The organism is Verrucomicrobiota bacterium (assembly GCA_037139415.1).
In the GTDB taxonomy this organism is placed as follows: domain Bacteria; phylum Verrucomicrobiota; class Verrucomicrobiia; order Limisphaerales; family Fontisphaeraceae; genus JBAXGN01.
Window position 1 is genome coordinate 23,200 of sequence record JBAXGN010000029.1, and the last position, 15,204, is coordinate 38,403.

Below are 15,204 nucleotides of genomic sequence, written 5' to 3' on the forward strand. Positions count from 1 at the left end.
TTGCGGGCTTGACCCGTGGCCGGGCTTCCACTCCAATGGATGAAAGCATGAACTTGAAAATGACAACCCTATGAAGGGCGTACCGTTTCTTGATCTTCAGCAGCCGTATCGTGAACTCCAAGCGGAAATGGATGCCGCGTGCGCGCGCGTGCTGGCGGGTGGAAGGTATCTGCTGGGCGCTGAAATCCAGGAGTTCGAGCGCGAATATGCGGCCTACACCGGGGCCCGGCATTGCGTGGGGGGCGCCAACGGGTTGGATGCGCTGCACCTGATTCTGCGCGCCTTGGGCGTTGGGCCGGGCGATGAGGTGATTGTTCCCTCCAACACGTATATCGCCACCTGGCTGGCGGTCACCCACACCGGTGCCACCCTGGTGCCGGTGGAACCGGATTGGCGGACGTTTAATCTGGATCCTGCGCGCATCGAGGCAGTGATTACGCCGCGCACCAAAGTCATTCTGCCGGTGCATCTCTACGGGCAGGCCGCCGACCTGGATGCCATCGTGCGGATTGCGGAAAAGCACGGGCTGTTGGTCGTGGATGATGCCGCCCAGGCCCACGGTGCCACCTGTCGCAAGCGTCGCGTGGGCGGTCTGGGCACCGCCACGGGCTGGAGCTTTTACCCCACCAAAAACCTGGGCGCGCTGGGGGATGGCGGCGCGGTGACGACCAATGATGAGGCCTTGGCCGATAAAGTGCGCTGTCTGCGCAATTACGGTTCCACAGTTAAATACCATAATCGTTGTCAGGGTTTTAACAGCCGGCTGGATGAAATTCAGGCCGCGATGTTGCGTGTCAAACTCCCTTGCCTTGACATCTGGAATGAACGGCGTGCCCGGATTGCCGGGCTGTACCGGTCGGCCTTGGCGGGGCTGCCCGGCTTGACGCTGCCGGAGGTGCCGGACTGGTCCGGGCCGGTGTGGCATCTGTTTGTGGTGCGCCATCCGGAGCGGGACCGCCTGCAACAGCATCTCCTTTCCGCCGGGGTGGAAACCTTGATTCATTATCCCATCCCGCCGCATTTGCAGGAGGCGTATCGCCGGCTGCCGTTCGGCCCCGGCAGTTTTCCGATCAGCGAAACCATGCATCGCGAAGTGCTCAGCCTGCCCATGGGGCCGCACCTGAGCCTGGAGCAGGCCCAGCAAGTGATCGCCGCCATCCAAAGCTTTCGCTAGCTGGCGGGGGACTTGATTGCGGATTGCGGATTGCGGAATTGCAGCCAATATGGCGGTTAATTTTCCGCTGCAAATTCAGTTCCTATTCCTTGCCGGATACTATTTTCGCCCGGCCCGCCCCCGCCTGCGTTTATCCTTAATCCTTGATACTTTATACTTCCCTCCGCCCGCCCGTTTCCGTTACTCTCCCGGCCATGCTAAACCGTACCAGTAACGCGCAATGGGTCCCCGGCCAACCAGTCGGCGCGGGGCGTTTTGTATTGGGGCAACTGCTGACGCTGCCTCTCCTGTTGATACTCATCAGCGGCTGCGTCGTTGGCAAGCAGGGGCCGAACCAGCTCGCCGGAAAGCAAACGGGGACCAATAAAGCCGTGCCGCAACTGGGCGAGCGCTGGACGAATAGTCTGGGGATGTCCTTTGCACCGGTGCCGGGGACGAAGGTGTTGTTTGGCATCTGGGACGTGCGGGTGAAGGATTATGCTGTTTATGCCGCCGCCGTTCCAGGAGTGAATGAGCGATGGAAGAGTCCCGGCTTTGCCCAGGATGGCACCCATCCAGTAACGATGGTGAGTTGGGAGGATGCCAAGGCGTTCTGCGCCTGGCTGACTAAGAAGGAACAAGGCGAGGGGAAATTGGGTGCCGGGCAAGAGTATCGGTTGCCGACGGATGCGGAATGGAGCTATGCGGTGGGGATTGGGAATAAGGAGGGGAATGGCACACCGAGCGCCAAGGACATGAAACTTGAAGATGTCTATCCCTGGGGCAATCAATGGCCGCCGCCGAAGGGGGCGGGAAACTACAGCGCATCGTTGAAGGTGGATGATTTTGAGTACACCTCTCCGGTGGGGAGCTTTAAAGCCAATCAATATGGGCTTTATGACATGGGCGGGAATGTGTGGCAGTGGTGCGAGGATTGGTACGATACCGACCAGAAACGCCGGGTGTTGCGCGGGGCGTCGTGGTACGATGGCAATCCCGACCTTCTGCTATCCTCGAGCCGTGACGACTACACGCCTGATCTTCGGCGCAGCTTTATCGGTTTTCGGGTAGTGGCGGTGGTGGGGTCTGAGCGTTAGGTGACGTTTTTTATCCTTTGTTCTTTGATTCTTTTACTCTTTGTTTTTATTTTTGTACCGCCCCGCTTGCGGGGCGGCCGAAAATTTTTAGATAATGAATTTCAGCCGGGCCACCCGTTGGGGTGGCAATGCTGAAGGCGGCTTGGCTGGCTGACCTCCGGGTGTTGCGCGGGGCCAATAAATTCGGATTGCGGAATTCGGATTGCGGAATTCGGATTGCGGAATGCGGATTGCGGAATGCGGAATGCGGAATGGTTTGGCGTCGCGGCAGTTTCATCCTGAAGCAGGGCAGGGGCGATCTGGCACCCCAGCCGGGGTGCGGCCCCATTTTCCCGCGTTTCCGGTGGTCGCGCCCCGTGCCCCTCGCGACCGACCGTACAAGCTGTCAATCCTTTCGGATTGAGGGAATCCCATCCAGCGGTGGGTTGGAGTCTGGTGACGCAATCCTGTTCAGGATTGGCGAGCTGACCAGGGTTTATCCCGTAGGGATAACGTCATGGGAGGCCAGGGTTGGTTGCGGGGGCAGGGGGCGCAACCTACCCTTAAACGCTCCGAATTTGCGCGCCAACCCGGAAAGGGTTGCGTCCGGCCTTGGATGCGTCGGCCCGCCAATTTCCCGCCGTCCCCAATTGCCGCAACCGCCTACGGGGTTGTTTGGTCACGGTGGACGGGGTTCCCATGGTAGGCGCAGCCCCGTTTGCCTTGCCGCGCCAACCATGGGCTCCGGTGACGCAATCCTTTCAGGATTCGCGGGTGCGTCGTCCATGCTGCGGTTTTCCGGTGGTCGCGCCCTGTGCCCCTCGCGCCCGACCGTACACGCTGTCAATCCTTTCGGATTGAGGGAATCCAATCCAGCGGTGGGTTGGGCGGCGGCACCTATATATATATAGGTAGCCGCTGGTCGCGCCGCTACGGATTCGGTAGCCGCAGACGTGAGTCCGCGCTGATCTGCTCGGGAAGCGACATTGCGAGGGAGACCGCCGGTTGAGCCAAAGGCTGAAATTTGCGCCGACGGACGTCGTTGGCTACGCGGTGTAAAATTTTCACGCATCTTGCGTGAAAATCACACGCCGTCAAATCCTCCACGATCCCGTTTCCACCTACGCTGGCTGCCGTCATGCGTAGTATCCAGCCGCCCGCGACCCGCTGGGAATTGGCACGGAGTTTGCTTCATTCTAATTTATATACACCCTGAAAACCATCATGGACAATTGCACCCATCGTGTCTGCAATGCTGAATAAGAAAACCAGATGAAAAGACTTGGTGACCATTAGAACAGGATAAAACGCCAGACTGGAATAGAACTAACAATCTATATCTTTATGAAACTAAACAACACACCTGCTGCCGTCTTTGCCGCCCCCCGGAAACCCCGGAACGCCGCTCTTCCGGGAAATCCGGCGCTCCGTGCGCCGGATCGCGCCGCCTCCGGGCCGGTTTTACGCGCCCCTCGGCCATTTGGGGGCAGCCCTGCGCCGTTTCCGCGCGCCCCTAAATGGTTTGGGGGCAGCCCTGCGCCATTTGGGGGAGCCCCTAAATGGTTTAGGGGGTCCCCCGCGCGGTTTTGCCCCGCCCCCAAATGGTTTGGGGAATCCCCCAAGCGGTTTGGGCGCGCCCCCAGATGGTTTAGGGGAGCCCCCAAACGTCTTGGGGGAGCCCCCACGCGGTTTTACCCCGCCCCCAAATGGTTTGGGGGAGCCCCCACGGGGTGGAGGGCGCGCCCAATTTGAACGAGCACCACTGCCAACCATGAAACCAACATTAACGATTACGGCAACGCGAGCCCCGGAAGGTTTCCCGGTGCGCGGCGCGTTGGGAACGGAGCCAAACCGGTTATGAGTAACGTCTGGATGCCACACTACGATGATGGGGTCATCCGCTACGGGGCGGGTTGGCGGTATCCGCGTGCCGGAGAGATGTCGGTTAAACAAACAAATAAACAGAAAGTGAATCGTATGCCCAAACAGTCCTATTATCCCAGCCGCAAGAATGATCAAGCGGTCTGGCTCGAAAACTTCATCCAAAAAGCGCCCGGTATCACGACCCCGCTGGGGTTGTTGCCGGCCAAGGTGGATGCCGCGGTGGCCTCCGCCAAATGGGTGCATTACGTCATCAACCAGTGGATTGTCGCCGTGCGCGTCTTCAGCCAGGCGGCCACCGGGGCGGAAAATGCCAGCACGGATGGCAAGGGCAGCAGCGTGGTTGTGCTGCCGACGTTCACCGCCCCCACGCCGCCCACTGGCACGGTGCCCGTGCTGCCCGGCGCGCTGCCGCGGATTTTTGATCTGGTCCGCGAGATCAAGGAGAGCGATGGCTACACGGAGGCCATCGGGCAGGATTTGCAGATCATTGCGCATGAGGATGCCACGGCGCACCCGGTCCCCGGCATCAAGCTGAAGCTGCTGGATGGCGAAAGTGGGTCCGGCCAGTATGTGAAACTGCACGTCGTCAAGTTCGGCCATGACGGTGTGGTGCTGGAATGCCGCCGGAATGGTGGCGCCTGGGAAAGCCTGGGGATTGTCATGCGCTCCCCGTTCTTGGATAAGCGCGCCCTGCTGGTCGCGGGCGAGGCGGAGATGCGGGAATACCGCGCGCGTTTTTACGACAAGGGCGCGGTGAACGGGGATTGGTCGCCGCTCATCAAAATCGCCGTCGGCGTGTAACGCACCATGAATGAAAACCAACCGGCTGCGGGTGGGCGTTCTGGAGGCCTCGGCCTTTCCGCCCGCCCGCTATTTCCCGGCGTTCTCGAATTTCCAACCGTTCGCAGGTTGAGAAACCTGCGACACAGCAGACTTGGAAGTCTGCGGTACGAAACGCGGGCGCCCGCCTCCCCCGTAGCGCAGGTTTCCAAACCTGCTGTGTCGCCGACTTCCGAGTCGGCGTACCGTAAACAATTCCCGTCACTGGCGTTATTCCAAGGTCTGCGGATTGGAAATCTGCGCTGCTACCGAAATCCTTGGCGCCGCTGCCGGGCTTACTTAGACTGAAACCTTAATCCTTAAACCTTATGTCCTTTGATCCAAATAAACCAGTGGACGGCTCGCTGCTCTCCGCTGAAGAACTCCGCCAACAATTTAACGGGCTGAAATCCGAGATTGACGCCGTCCCCGCCGGTCCGCCAGGGCCGCAAGGTGCCCCCGGCAATGATGGTCAGCCCGGCCCGCAAGGGCGCGGTGAACGGGGATTGGTCGCCGCTCATCAAAATCGCCGTCGGCGTGTAACGCACCATGAATGAAAACCAACCGGCTGCGGGTGGGCGTTCTGGAGGCCTCGGCCTTTCCGCCCGCCCGCTATTTCCCGGCGTTCTCGAATTTCCAACCGTTCGCAGGTTGAGAAACCTGCGACACAGCAGACTTGGAAGTCTGCGGTACGAAACGCGGGCGCCCGCCTCCCCCGTAGCGCAGGTTTCCAAACCTGCTGTGTCGCCGACTTCCGAGTCGGCGTACCGTAAACAATTCCCGTCACTGGCGTTATTCCAAGGTCTGCGGATTGGAAATCTGCGCTGCTACCGAAATCCTTGGCGCCGCTGCCGGGCTTACTTAGACTGAAACCTTAATCCTTAAACCTTATGTCCTTTGATCCAAATAAACCAGTGGACGGCTCGCTGCTCTCCGCTGAAGAACTCCGCCAACAATTTAACGGGCTGAAATCCGAGATTGACGCCGTCCCCGCCGGTCCGCCAGGGCCGCAAGGTCCCCCCGGCAATGATGGCCAGCCCGGCCAGCAAGGGCCGATGGGCGAGATCAGCGCGCAGAATTTGGCGGACGCCATCAACAACGTCCTCAACAACAGCAGCGCGAACAGCAACGGGGTGGCGACGCTGGATTTCGTGGTGAGCGATCCGCCGACGCAATGGGAGGTGGGCACGATCCAGAACACGCTGAACGCGCTGATCTTGGCGCTGCGCCGGCAGTAGGGGAAGGGGAATTGCGGAACCATCGAATTCGGATTGCGGATTGCGGAATACTCAAATTCGGAATGCGGAATGCGGAATGCGGAATGGTTTGGCGTCGCAGCAGTTTTATCCAGAAGCAGGGCAGGGACGCTCTGGCACCCCATTCGGGGTGCGGCCCCATTTTCCCGCGTTTCCGGTGGTCGCGCCCCGTGCCCCTCGCGACCGACCGGCTGCAGGCTTTCAATCCTTCAGATTGAGGGAAACCCATCCAGCGGTCGGCTACACTCTGTCAATCCTTTCGGATTGAGGGGTGCCCATTCACCGCTGGGTTGATCGCCGGTGACGCAATCCGGTTCAGGATTGCCAGGCTGACCAGGGTTGTATCCTGAAAGCCGGTCAACATCAGGCCCGCCTGCCGTTCCGATTCTCCCGGCGGTGGCCTATTCCACCGTCACACTCTTGGCAAGGTTGCGGGGTTTGTCCACGTCGCAACTGCGCGCGACGGCGATGTGGTAGGCCAAGAGCTGCAGGGGCACGGTGGCGAGCAGGGGGAAGATGCATTCCAAGGTGGGCGGCAGGTAGATGACCTCGTCGGCTTTCTCGCGGATGCCTTCGTTCCCGGCGGTGGTGACGGCGATGATCGGGCCTTTGCGCGCGCGGATTTCTTCCAGGTTGCTGAAGTTCTTTTCGTAAAGGGTATCCTGCGGAATCAAGACCACGGTGGGCGTGCGCTCGTCAATCATGGCGATGGGGCCGTGTTTCATTTCCGCCGCCGGGTAGCCCTCGGCGTGGATGTACGAGATTTCTTTGAGCTTCAGGGCGCCTTCGAGCGCAACGGCGAAGTTGTACTGCCGGCCCAGGAAGAAGAAGTCTTCCGATTGGGCGTATTTTAGCGCGATGCGTTTGATTTCCTCGGTCTGTTCCAGAATTTGCTGCAATTGGGCGGGGACATTTTCCAGCGCGCGGATGATCCGCATGCCGTCCGCGACGGAGAACATGCGCATGCGGCCCATGAGCAGCGCAAAGAGGGTGAGCGCGGTCACTTGCGAGGAGAACGCCTTGGTGGAGGCGACGCCGATTTCCGGCCCGGCGTGCAGGTAGATGCCGCCATCGGCCTCGCGGGCGATGGTGCTGCCGACGACGTTGCAAAGTGAGAGCACCTTGTGCCCGCGGCGGCGGGCCTCGCGCAGCGCGGCGAGGGTATCGGCGGTTTCGCCGGATTGGGTGATGACCAGCACCAGCGTATTCTTCTCAATCGGCGCGTTGCGGTAGCGGAATTCGCTGGCGTATTCCACCTCCACGGGGATATGCGCGAATTCTTCCAGCAAATGCTCACCGATCAGCGCGGCGTGCCAGCTTGTGCCGCAGGCGGCGATGACGATCTGGTCCACCGCCCGCAGTTCCGCGGGGGACATGTTCAGCCCGCCGAATTTGGCGGTGGCTTCCTCATTATCCACGCGCCCGCGCATGGCATTGGCCACGGTGCGGGGTTGCTCGTGGATTTCCTTGAGCATGAAATGGGGGAAGGTGCCGCGCTCCGCCGCCTCGGCGTCGAATTCAAGCTGGCTGATCTGCACCTTGGCGGTATCGCTGCCGAGGTTGAAGACGCGGAACTGCTCCGTCGTCAACGTCACCACATCGTAATCATTCAGATACACCACCTGCCGCGTGTGGACGGCGAGGGCGGAGGCGTCGCTGGCCAGGAAATTCTCTCCGACCCCGACCCCGACGATCAGCGGGGAACCGCGCCGCGCGCCGACGATCACCTCCGGATGCTCCGAGCACACCACCGCGATGCCATACGTGCCGATGACTTCCTTGAGGGCGCTGGCCACCGCTGCTGCGAGCGGATGCTCCTCGGTTGCCTGGCCGCGCAGCTTCGCATAATGCTCGCCGATTAAGTGCGCCAGCACCTCGGTATCCGTGGCGGATTGGAACTGGTGCCCGGCGTTGCGCATCCGGGTCTTGAGCGAGTCAAAATTCTCGATCACGCCGTTATGGACCACGGCGATCTTGCCGCTCTGATCCAGGTGCGGGTGGGAATTGACGTCCGAGGGCGCGCCGTGGGTGGCCCAGCGGGTGTGCCCGATGCCCACCGTGCCGCGCGGTGACTCAGTGGCGAGCAAGCGGGCCAGGCCCTCGTCAATTTTGCCCAGCTTCTTGCGGATTTGCAGCCGGCCCGCGTCGAGCACCGCCAGACCGGCGCTGTCGTATCCGCGATACTCCAACCGGCGCAAACCCTCGAGGAGGATGGGCGCCGCCGTTTTCCTGCCAATATAACCAATGATGCCGCACATAAAATGAATCGCTCGTAATTATTTTCCAAGCCGCCGTGGCTCTCAATCGCGGGCACGTTAGCAAATTCAACGGCGCGTGTCATGAGCAAAGTCACCGCTGGACCCAGGAAAATTATCCGGCGGCATTCTCCCCCATGTCTTTGGAAATCCGCCGCGTGAGCTCGGTGGCGGCTGGGGAAATTCAAGGTTTCACGCGCTGGGTCAGGTTGGGCGGAGTGGCATTCGTGAAGTTCGTGAAGCAGGCTTCGATTTGTTGCGGCGCGGGAATGCCAGCGTGGATGTAGAGACCGTAGCGCAGCCGAAGCGGTTTGCCGGGCGCGAGTTTGAATTTGCCGGGGAAGGTCAACGCCGCGCCCATCCAGCCGTCGTTGCGCACGTGGAAGACGCTGGGGTAATTCAGATTGATGGGATGATCAAGCAGGGTGATGCCCTCGGCGGCGGTGGCGGTGATCGGGCCGGAGTAATCCATCCAGCGGGCGGGTTTGCGGAAGATGGCGGTTTCGCCCTGCCCGCCTTCGGAGTTGCGGAGGGTGCCGCCGCCGTCCAGGACGCCGATGGTCTTGGCCATGCGCACGCCGAGCAGGCCAAAGGCGGTCTGTCCCAGGGTGACTTCGTCCCCATTGGCTTCGAGGTGAAGGTCCAGAAGCAAGAGCCATTCGTGATTCGGTAAATTGCGGGCGGTCATTTGGCGGCGCTCGTAAAGGAGCACGCGGTTTTCGGCCCGCCATGCGTTATAGACGACGAGTGCGCATTCCTCCGGGCCGTCTTCCAATCGCTCGACGCGTTGATGAACGATTTTCCCCGGACCACGATCTTCCCAGAAGCTCAGGCCGTTGACGGCGGCGTGGGAAATCCAGACGGAGTTATGGTGGCTGTGGGTTTCCGGATCGTGCGGGTGGCCCATGCGGGTGAGGGAACGGCCGCTGGGGCCGATGATCGGATAGAGGAAGGGCCGCGCCAGGTTGGTGGCGAAGTAGTAGCGGGCGATTTCCGTGCCGTCGCGCTGAAAGGAAACCTGATCCAAGGGCAGGGGGATCACCTGCATGAGCGGGACAGGCTTGGGGGCAAACGAGGCGTTCGTAATGGATTGGGCCCGCAGGAATAATGCGGTGGCCAGGAGCAGCAGCGTGGCGCAGCGCACGCGGAGGGCGTTCCGGTTCGTCTTCATGGTCACAAATTACCGCCGCACCCTTGCACATCCCGGCGCCCCGGGCCAGCTTTTTGTCGGTCTGCCAGTTGTGTCGGGCGGTTTCGGCATTGTCATCCCGGCGGATTCGGATTAGGTTGGGTTCATGATGAATCGTTTGCATGGTAAATTAGTCGGGGCGGTGCTCGCGGGGGCGGTGTTCGCCGCCCAAGGTGCCGCCACGTTGGTGGTGCCGGACGAGAATCTCTCCTTTAAGAACGAAATCCAGATCGGCATTCAGCGCGGGTTGAATTGGCTGCAGCAGAATCAGAACAGCAACGGCTGTTGGTCCATGCCGGAACTGCCGGCGATGACCGCGATGAGCCTGCTGTGCTTCAAGGGCGATCCCGCCGGACGCTTTGCGAAGGATGAACCGGCGTTTATCCGGCGGGGCTATGCGTTTCTATTGGCCAACGTCAAGCCAGACGGCGGGATCTACCACTCGAACTATGTCACCTATAATACCGCGATCAGCATGTTGGCTTTGCTGGCGGCAAATCGCGCGGAGTACGATCCGGTGATCCTCAAGGCGCGGCGGTTCCTGGTGGGGTTGCAAAGTGATTTCGGCGAGCCGGGGAAAATGGATACCCCCTTTGATGGCGGGATCGGCTACGGGAGCCGGTACAAGCACTCGGACATGGGGAACACGCTGGCGGCGCTCGAGGCGCTCTACTATAGCGAGCGGCTGGTGAAAGATGCGCCAGGCAAAGAGCCGGAACTGAATTATGAGGCCGCGATTCACTTCCTGCAAAACTGCCAAAATCTACCCACGCATAATAAACAGGACTGGGTTTCCGAGGATGCCAAGGATTTGGGCGGCTTTATCTATTATCCCGGCCACAGCATGGCCGGCGGGGTCACGAATGCGGCTACGGGGAAGGTTTCGCTGCGGTCGTATGGCAGCATCAGCTACGGTGGAATGCTCAGTTATCTTTATGCCCACCTGAAATCGGAGGATCCCCGCGTGAAGGCGGTCCTGAACTGGCTCAACGGCAATTATACAGTGGAGGAAAATCCCGGCATGGGCTTGGAGGGGCGGATGTTTTATTACCATACGATGGCCAAGGCGCTTTCGGTGGCCGGAGTGAGTGAGTTGACGCTGAAGGATGGCAAGAAGGTTGCCTGGCGCAGAGACCTGGCGATGAAACTGCTCAACCTTCAGCAGCGCGATGGCTCGTGGGTGAATGAAAGCAACCGTTGGATGGAGAAGGACCCTGTGCTGGCGAGCACGTACTGCCTCATGGCGCTGGAGATGGCCGCCAAGGGGCTGTAAATCGCCGGGTAATATTTTTACGAATGAGGTGAGATCAGAGACGCTGTCTTTTGGGTTATGAAGAAACTGAGTTATGCCATTGTGGGATCGGGCGCGTTGGGCGCACTGTACGGCGCGCGGTTGCACCATGCCGGGTTTGAGACGCATTTCCTGTTTCATGGCGATTATGATCACGTGCGGCAGCATGGGTTGCGGGTGGATTCCCCTTGGGGCGACTTGCATTTGCGCGGGATAAACGCCTATCAGCGCGTCGGGGACATGCCGGTGTGCGACGTGGTCTGTATTGGCCTCAAGACCACACAGAATCATTTGCTGCCCACCCTTTTGCCACCGCTGGTTCGCGCGGGTACGGCGGTCATCCTGATGCAAAACGGGCTGGGGGCTGAAGAGGAGGTCGCCGCGCTGTTGCCGCAGGCGATGGTGGGTGGGGGACTCTGTTATCTTTGCTCCAGCAAGATTGCGCCGGGCCACATTCACCATCAGGATTATGGCCGCGTGATGTTTGGGGCGCATAGTCCGGGGATGGAAGACGTGTTAAAACAGGTGGCCGCTGACTTCGCGCAAGGTGGAGTTCCGGTGCAACTCACGAAAAACCTGGCGGAAGGTCGCTGGCGCAAGTTGGGCTGGAATATTCCTTATAATGGCCTTTCCGTGGTGCTCAATGCCGAGACGAATGAGATCATGGACCATCTGGAGACGCGTGAATTGTCGCGCCAATTGATGATTGAGGTGCTGGCCGGAGCGCGTGCTTGCGGGCATCCCATTGAGGCGGAGTTTGTGGAGCAACTTTTGGGCTTCACCGTGAAAATGAAACCGTACAGCCCCAGCATGAAGCTGGATTTCCAGGCGCGGCGGCCGTTGGAGGTGGAATACCTCTACGAACGCCCCTTGCAGCAGGCGCGGCAGGCCGGTGTCGAACTGCCCCGCATCGCCGCGTTGACCGCCCAGTTGCGGTTTCTGGACACGCGGAATTGCTTGAAATGATGGGCGGAAAGCCTTATCTGGTCTTCTTTACAAAATATATTATGAATCCATTCGCTAACCATCGAATCACGGTGAAGCTGTCGGCCCTGAAAGCCGGAGTGTTCCTCAGTTACTTATTGGTCGCCTTGAGCAGCTCCAGCGCGTTCGCCGCGCCTGACCTTGTGATCAAGGCGGAGAAGGCTGGTGCGGTGTATCAAGCTGGCGAGACCATTACTTGGCGCGTCGAACTGCGCGGGGGCGGCGCGGATATCAAAGAGGCGTCCTATGTGATTAAAAAAGCCGGGGCATCCGTACATCATCAAGGCACGGTCACCCTGAGTGGCGGCGCCGGGACGGTGCAAACCAAATTGGACCAACCCGGCACGTTGTTGCTGGAAGTCGTGGCCAAGGTGCCGGGTGCCAAGGAAATCCGTGCGCTGGGCGGTGCGGCCATCGCCCCGGAGAAAATTCCCCCGTCGTCTCCCTGTCCCGAGGATTTCGATGCCTTCTGGAAAGGCAAACTGGACGAACTCGCCAAGGTTCCCGCTAACCCGGTATTGGAGCAGGGTAAGAGCGGGAAAGACGGCGTGGATTACTGGAAAATCACCATGGATAACATCCGGGGCACTCACATTCGCGGACAATTGGCGCGACCCGCCCAAGGGGCGAAGCTGCCCGCCATGTTGGTGGTGCAATGGGCTGGCGTGTACGGGCTCAACCAAGGATTTGCCACTGGCCCCGCCGCCGAGGGTTGGCTCACTTTGAACATCACAGCCCACGATCTGCCAATTGACGAGCCGGAGAGCTTTTATAAACAGCAGAATGACGGACCGTTGAAGAACTACACCGCCATTGGCAACGATGACCGCGAGAAAAGCTATTTCCTGCGCATGTTTCTCGCCTGCTATCGCGCGGTGGAATACCTGGCCCAGCGCCCCGATTGGGACGGCAAGACCCTGATTGTCACCGGCACCAGCCAAGGCGGTCTCCAGACCTTCGTGACGGCCGGGTTAAACCACAAAGTGACCGCCCTGCTCGCCTTGGTGCCCGCCGGCTGCGACAATACCGGTGGTTTGGCCGACCGGAAACCCGGCTGGCCCTACTGGATGGCCAATGTGGCGGGCAAGGATGAAAAGAAAGCCCTCAACACCTCCCGCTACTTCGATGGGGTGAACTTCGCGGCGCGCATTAAATGCCCCGCCTTGGTAGGGCTGGGGCTGATTGACACCACGTCGCCGCCCTCGGGCGTCTATGCCGCCTTTAATCTGATGCAGGGACCGAAGGAAACGGTGGTTCTGCCCGACTCCGACCACCGTGGAAAAAATAACACCCAAGCCCCATACTCGGCGCGCGCTAGCGTCTGGCGCAAGGCCCTGCTGGCCGGTTCCCCGCCGCCGGTTAAATGAGCCGGGCTTGAATTTTACCGGCAAAATCAGCGTATCACGCGTATTGACGTGTCCGTTGTGAGTCGGTACAGTCGCCTTGTTCTGTTTGAAGGAACAGCTTTAAAGATACCGCTATGAAAATGATACCAGTTCTCACGGTTGCAGCCGTGTTGCTGCCATCCTTGGTGTTGGCGCAACCCGGTAGTCCGGATGGTCTCACCTATAAAACCGGCTACTCCGCGATCACCAAAATTGGCGGGGACCTGCAAAAGGCGCTGAAAGACAAGTATAAGGCCATGATCCACTCCCAGCCGGTGTTTCTGGAGACGGACATGATGCCGTTTATCAAACTTACGGAATATCCCGATGAAAGCAAACCACTGCGGGCGGTCTTCATTTCCGTGGGGTTCGTGGATTTGATGAATCACGTGGCCCACGCCAAGGCCATTGACCGGATTGAGAAGGGTTACTTTGAAAAATATGTTGCCGCCTTGGCTCAGGAAAGCGGGGACAAAGAACTGCACGAGCCGCCCAAGCTGGATAATAAAAAGTATTGGACGGAGGACATGATCAATGAGCAGCTTAGCAGCTTCAACCAAATGGTGGGCATGGTGCTGGCCATCGAGTTGTCGCATCATTATCTGGGACACTTCAAAAAGTATGCCGCGCAACTGGACGACACCAAGGGCCGTCCGCCACCCATCAACAACCTGCTCACCCCCTCCGAATGGGATGAATCCATGAAGGCTGGCTGTGTCAATTCGCTGGAATCCGGCTTTGGCGTGGATGGGATCAAGGCGTTGTACGACGCCATTAACAAAATGCCGCAGCGCCCGGCGTGGGCGGCCTATTTCCTGCCCGTCAATCTCAAGGTGGATAAGGTCAAAAAAGACCTCGAAAAAATCGAAAAGAAGTTCTTTGCCGGTGACCGGCTTTAGTCTGGTGGCTGCCGGCGCTAAAACACCGCCGGCACGCCTTCTTCCAGAAAGCAAAGTTGCTGCGTGAGCTTCTGGTTTTTGGCCAGCTCGTTCAGCCAGCGGGGTGGCTCGTCCAGATCTTCAAAGGAGAGTTTGAACGAGCCATAATGCATCGGCACCATCCACTTGGCACGCAAGTCACGAAAGCCTTTTAGGGCATCATCCGGGCCCATGTGAACCGTCCGGAACGAATCCGGATAATACGCCCCAATTGGCAGGAGGGCGATTTCGGGATGGCACCGCCGGCCAATTTCCTTGAACCCCTCAAAATACGCGCTATCGCCCGCATGATACACGCTGCGCCCCTGGCATTCGATCACGAAACCGCCGTAGCCCCGGTTGACATCCTGCAAGTAACGCGCTCCCCAATGTTTGGCCGGGGTTAAGGTTACCTTCCAACCATCGCCGCCGAACGATTCCCACCAGCGCATCTCAATGACGCGGGTAAAATTGAGTCCCCGGGTCAGACGTCCCACCCCCCACGGTACGATGCCGGTTTTGGGCGGTGGCAATTGGCGCAACGTCCGCCGGTGAAAGTGGTCAAAATGCGCATGGGTGATCAGCACCAAGTCAATGGGCGGCAAATCCTTCAGTTTGAGTCCAGTCCGCTTTAAGCGTTTGAGCAGGAATAGCCAGTTGGCAAAATTAGGATCCACCAGGACGTTCAAGCCGCTGAATTGTATCAGGAAGGAGGCGTGCCCAATCCAAGTGATGGCCACTTGGCCGGGTTTGAGCTTGGGAAACTGTGGCGGGTGGTGTTTCCCGGTTCGTTTGGTCAGCCAACCTTTCCAGATCATCTCATGGAAGAAGGTCCGCGGGTTAAAATGCTTGCTCGGCGTCAGGTCCTTGAACGACCGCGGCAATTTGCGGCGCGGCTTGGCGGCGGTATCTGGAGCGCTCGAATTCATCAATGCTGGTAGTGTCCATCTGGAATTTAAAAACGTCAATTGCGACTTTACGCTTTATTTTTTCCC

The 15,204-nt window shown here is 59.5% G+C and carries 12 protein-coding genes; 9 read left to right on the forward strand and 3 right to left on the reverse strand.

Translation table 11 applies throughout. From position 1 onward, the window contains the following. Positions 1-70: 70 nt before the first annotated feature. The 5 genes from WCO56_07190 (at position 71) to WCO56_07210 (ending at position 6,170) form a co-directional block, all read left to right on the forward strand. Positions 71-1,174: a DegT/DnrJ/EryC1/StrS family aminotransferase gene (locus WCO56_07190; protein ID MEI7729339.1), complete on the forward strand. Its 1,104-nt coding sequence runs from the start codon at positions 71-73 to the stop codon at positions 1,172-1,174. A 194-nt stretch (positions 1,175-1,368) separates the two neighbouring features. Beyond that, on the forward strand, positions 1,369-2,250 hold the full coding sequence (locus tag WCO56_07195; protein ID MEI7729340.1) for an SUMF1/EgtB/PvdO family nonheme iron enzyme: 882 nt from the start codon (positions 1,369-1,371) through the stop codon (positions 2,248-2,250). Between the two features lie 1,836 nt (positions 2,251-4,086). Further along, positions 4,087-4,914: a hypothetical protein gene (locus WCO56_07200; GenBank protein MEI7729341.1), complete on the forward strand. Its 828-nt coding sequence runs from the start codon at positions 4,087-4,089 to the stop codon at positions 4,912-4,914. Between the two features lie 347 nt (positions 4,915-5,261). Next, on the forward strand, positions 5,262-5,489 hold the full coding sequence (locus tag WCO56_07205; protein MEI7729342.1) for a hypothetical protein: 228 nt from the start codon (positions 5,262-5,264) through the stop codon (positions 5,487-5,489). A 333-nt stretch (positions 5,490-5,822) separates the two neighbouring features. Continuing rightward, a complete protein-coding gene (locus WCO56_07210; GenBank protein ID MEI7729343.1) occupies positions 5,823-6,170 on the forward strand; it encodes a hypothetical protein in 348 nt (115 codons plus the stop codon). Positions 6,171-6,589: 419 nt separating this feature from the next. Here the strand turns inward: WCO56_07210 and glmS are convergent, their stop codons facing one another. After that, entirely contained in the window at positions 6,590-8,446 is a 1,857-nt protein-coding gene (gene glmS / locus WCO56_07215; protein ID MEI7729344.1) for a glutamine--fructose-6-phosphate transaminase (isomerizing), read from the reverse strand. A 181-nt stretch (positions 8,447-8,627) separates the two neighbouring features. Next, positions 8,628-9,614 carry a PmoA family protein gene (locus WCO56_07220; protein MEI7729345.1) on the reverse strand — a complete coding sequence of 329 codons (987 nt, stop codon included), beginning with the start codon at positions 9,612-9,614 and terminating at the stop codon, positions 8,628-8,630. A 124-nt stretch (positions 9,615-9,738) separates the two neighbouring features. On the opposite strand from WCO56_07220, the gene WCO56_07225 reads away from it, so the two are divergent. The 4 genes from WCO56_07225 to WCO56_07240 all read left to right on the forward strand — a co-directional run bounded on the left by WCO56_07225 (position 9,739) and on the right by WCO56_07240 (position 14,191). Beyond that, a complete protein-coding gene (locus WCO56_07225; GenBank protein ID MEI7729346.1) occupies positions 9,739-10,905 on the forward strand; it encodes a prenyltransferase/squalene oxidase repeat-containing protein in 1,167 nt (388 codons plus the stop codon). A gap of 57 nt (positions 10,906-10,962) precedes the next feature. After that, positions 10,963-11,889, forward strand: a complete 927-nt coding sequence (locus WCO56_07230; protein ID MEI7729347.1) for a putative 2-dehydropantoate 2-reductase — start codon at positions 10,963-10,965, stop codon at positions 11,887-11,889. Positions 11,890-11,930: 41 nt separating this feature from the next. Next, entirely contained in the window at positions 11,931-13,274 is a 1,344-nt protein-coding gene (locus WCO56_07235) for an acetylxylan esterase (GenBank protein ID MEI7729348.1), read from the forward strand. 113 nt (positions 13,275-13,387) lie between these two features. Further along, entirely contained in the window at positions 13,388-14,191 is an 804-nt protein-coding gene (locus tag WCO56_07240; protein ID MEI7729349.1) for a hypothetical protein, read from the forward strand. 17 nt (positions 14,192-14,208) lie between these two features. Here the strand turns inward: WCO56_07240 and WCO56_07245 are convergent, their stop codons facing one another. Then, positions 14,209-15,138 (reverse strand): MBL fold metallo-hydrolase, encoded by a 930-nt coding sequence (locus WCO56_07245; protein MEI7729350.1) that lies wholly within the window; start codon positions 15,136-15,138, stop codon positions 14,209-14,211. Positions 15,139-15,204: the final 66 nt, after the last annotated feature.

Excerpts from the sequence above, each read along its gene's own strand:
- WCO56_07190 (MEI7729339.1), top strand. The coding sequence starts at position 71 with ATGAAGGGCGTACCGTTTCTTGATCTTCAGCAGCCGTATCGTGAACTC.
- WCO56_07195 (MEI7729340.1), top strand. The coding sequence starts at position 1,369 with ATGCTAAACCGTACCAGTAACGCGCAATGGGTCCCCGGCCAACCAGTC.
- WCO56_07200 (MEI7729341.1), top strand. The coding sequence starts at position 4,087 with ATGAGTAACGTCTGGATGCCACACTACGATGATGGGGTCATCCGCTAC.
- WCO56_07205 (MEI7729342.1), top strand. The coding sequence starts at position 5,262 with ATGTCCTTTGATCCAAATAAACCAGTGGACGGCTCGCTGCTCTCCGCT.
- WCO56_07210 (MEI7729343.1), top strand. The coding sequence starts at position 5,823 with ATGTCCTTTGATCCAAATAAACCAGTGGACGGCTCGCTGCTCTCCGCT.
- glmS (MEI7729344.1), bottom strand. The coding sequence starts at position 8,446 with ATGTGCGGCATCATTGGTTATATTGGCAGGAAAACGGCGGCGCCCATC.
- WCO56_07220 (MEI7729345.1), bottom strand. The coding sequence starts at position 9,614 with ATGAAGACGAACCGGAACGCCCTCCGCGTGCGCTGCGCCACGCTGCTG.
- WCO56_07225 (MEI7729346.1), top strand. The coding sequence starts at position 9,739 with ATGATGAATCGTTTGCATGGTAAATTAGTCGGGGCGGTGCTCGCGGGG.
- WCO56_07230 (MEI7729347.1), top strand. The coding sequence starts at position 10,963 with ATGAAGAAACTGAGTTATGCCATTGTGGGATCGGGCGCGTTGGGCGCA.
- WCO56_07235 (MEI7729348.1), top strand. The coding sequence starts at position 11,931 with ATGAATCCATTCGCTAACCATCGAATCACGGTGAAGCTGTCGGCCCTG.
- WCO56_07240 (MEI7729349.1), top strand. The coding sequence starts at position 13,388 with ATGAAAATGATACCAGTTCTCACGGTTGCAGCCGTGTTGCTGCCATCC.
- WCO56_07245 (MEI7729350.1), bottom strand. The coding sequence starts at position 15,138 with ATGAATTCGAGCGCTCCAGATACCGCCGCCAAGCCGCGCCGCAAATTG.